The sequence below is a fragment of the Thermodesulfovibrionales bacterium genome (genome assembly GCA_026417875.1).
Classification (GTDB): Bacteria; Nitrospirota; Thermodesulfovibrionia; order Thermodesulfovibrionales; family CALJEL01; genus CALJEL01.
This window is the reverse complement of sequence record JAOACK010000116.1, coordinates 1-240: the sequence shown is the minus strand read 5'-3', so window position 1 is coordinate 240 and position 240 is coordinate 1. Positions and strand designations below refer to the sequence as shown.

The window sequence follows — 240 nt, the reverse complement described above, 5'->3', positions numbered from 1 at the left end:
TGGGGGTGGAAGAGAAGACATATGGGAACCCGACGAAAGTACCTACTGGGGTCCTGAGCTTGAAATGCTATCTGGTAAGAAAAGGTTTCATGATGGAGAGCTGGAAAGACCTCTTGCTGCGACAGAAATGGGTCTTATATACGTGAATCCTGAGGGAGTCGATGGCAATCCAGACCCTGTTGCCCTCGCACAGCAAATAAGGATGATATTTGGTCGCATGGGTATGGATGATGAGGAGAC

General features: G+C 48.8%; 1 protein-coding gene. It reads left to right on the top strand.

The window, feature by feature from the left end:
- A partial coding sequence (locus tag N2257_10715) for a hypothetical protein (GenBank protein MCX7794856.1) occupies positions 1-240 on the top strand: 240 nt, incomplete at both ends.